At 71.8% G+C, this 1,221-nt stretch carries 1 protein-coding gene; it reads right to left on the bottom strand.

Annotated features, from left to right (window positions below; genetic code table 11):
• The coding region (locus tag PLL68_RS15460; protein ID WP_324535618.1) for an NAD-glutamate dehydrogenase domain-containing protein at positions 1-1,221 on the bottom strand (1,221 nt) is incomplete at both ends.

Here is a 1,221-nt window from a genome sequence, read left to right as displayed (position 1 = left end):
CGCCCACGACCGTGAAGTCCTGGCTCTGGGTGTCGACGCCCATCTCGCGGAAGTGCCGCTTGACCGACTCCCACGCACCGCGGGCCGTGATGCCCATCCCCTTGTGGTCGTAGCCGGCCGACCCACCGGAGGCGAACGCGTCGTCGAGCCAGAAGCCGTACGACTGCGCGACCCCGTTGGCGATGTCGGAGAAGCTCGCCGTGCCCTTGTCGGCGGCGACGACGAGGTAGGGGTCGTCGCCGTCGTGGCGCACCACGCGCTCGGGCGGCACGATCGCACCGCCGGACACCCGGTTGTCGGTGACGTCGAGCAGGCCGGAGATGAACAGGCGGTAGGCGGCCTTGCCCTCCTCGAGCCAGGCCTCGCGGTCCACGGCCGGGTCGGGGAGGTCCTTGGCGTAGAACCCGCCCTTGGAGCCGGTCGGCACGATGACGGCGTTCTTGACCATCTGCGCCTTGACCAGGCCGAGGACCTCGGTGCGGAAGTCCTCGCGCCGGTCGCTCCAGCGCAGTCCGCCGCGCGCGACCGGGCCGAAGCGCAGGTGCACGCCCTCGACCCGGGGGCTGTAGACCCAGATCTCGAACTGCGGGCGCGGGGCCGGCAGGTCGGGCACCGCCTTGGGGTTGAGCTTCAGCGAGACGTACGGCTTGTGCTCGGCGTCGCCGTCACCGGCCTGATAGAAGTTCGTGCGCAGGCCGGCCAGGATCACCCCGAGGAACGCGCGGATGATCCGGTCGTGGTCCAGCGAGGACACCTCGTCGAGGGCGTCGCGCACCCGGGCCGCGGCCGCGGCCTCCGCGCTCTGCGCGCTGGAACCGTCGCCGTCAGCGGATGCCGCGTGGCCGGCATCCGACCTCGTCCCACCGTCGCGGCGGTCGGGGTCGAAACGGGCCTCCCACAGGTCGACGAGGTCACGGGCGATGTCCGGGTGGGAGACGAGGGCGTCCTCGAGGTAGTCCTGCGAGTACGTGGCGCGCGTCTGGCGCAGGTACTTCGCGACCGTGCGCAGGATGACGACCTGGCGCCACGTCAGCTGGGCGGCGAGGACGAGCCGGTTGAAGCCGTCGGACTCGGCGCGGCCGTCCCACACCGCGGCGACCGCTCCCTCGAAGAGGTGGCGCAACTGGTCGTGCGTGCACTCCTCCCAGATGGCCGCATCGGGCACCCGCAGGCCGAAGTCGTAGACGTGCAGGCGCACCCCGTCGGCCCGCGAGATCTCGA

It is taken from the genome of Ornithinibacter sp. (genome assembly GCF_035443565.1).
In the GTDB taxonomy this organism is placed as follows: Bacteria; Actinomycetota; Actinomycetes; order Actinomycetales; family Dermatophilaceae; genus Fodinibacter.
The sequence above is the reverse complement of the archived record's forward strand: the minus strand, read 5'-3'. Positions and strand labels throughout refer to the sequence as shown.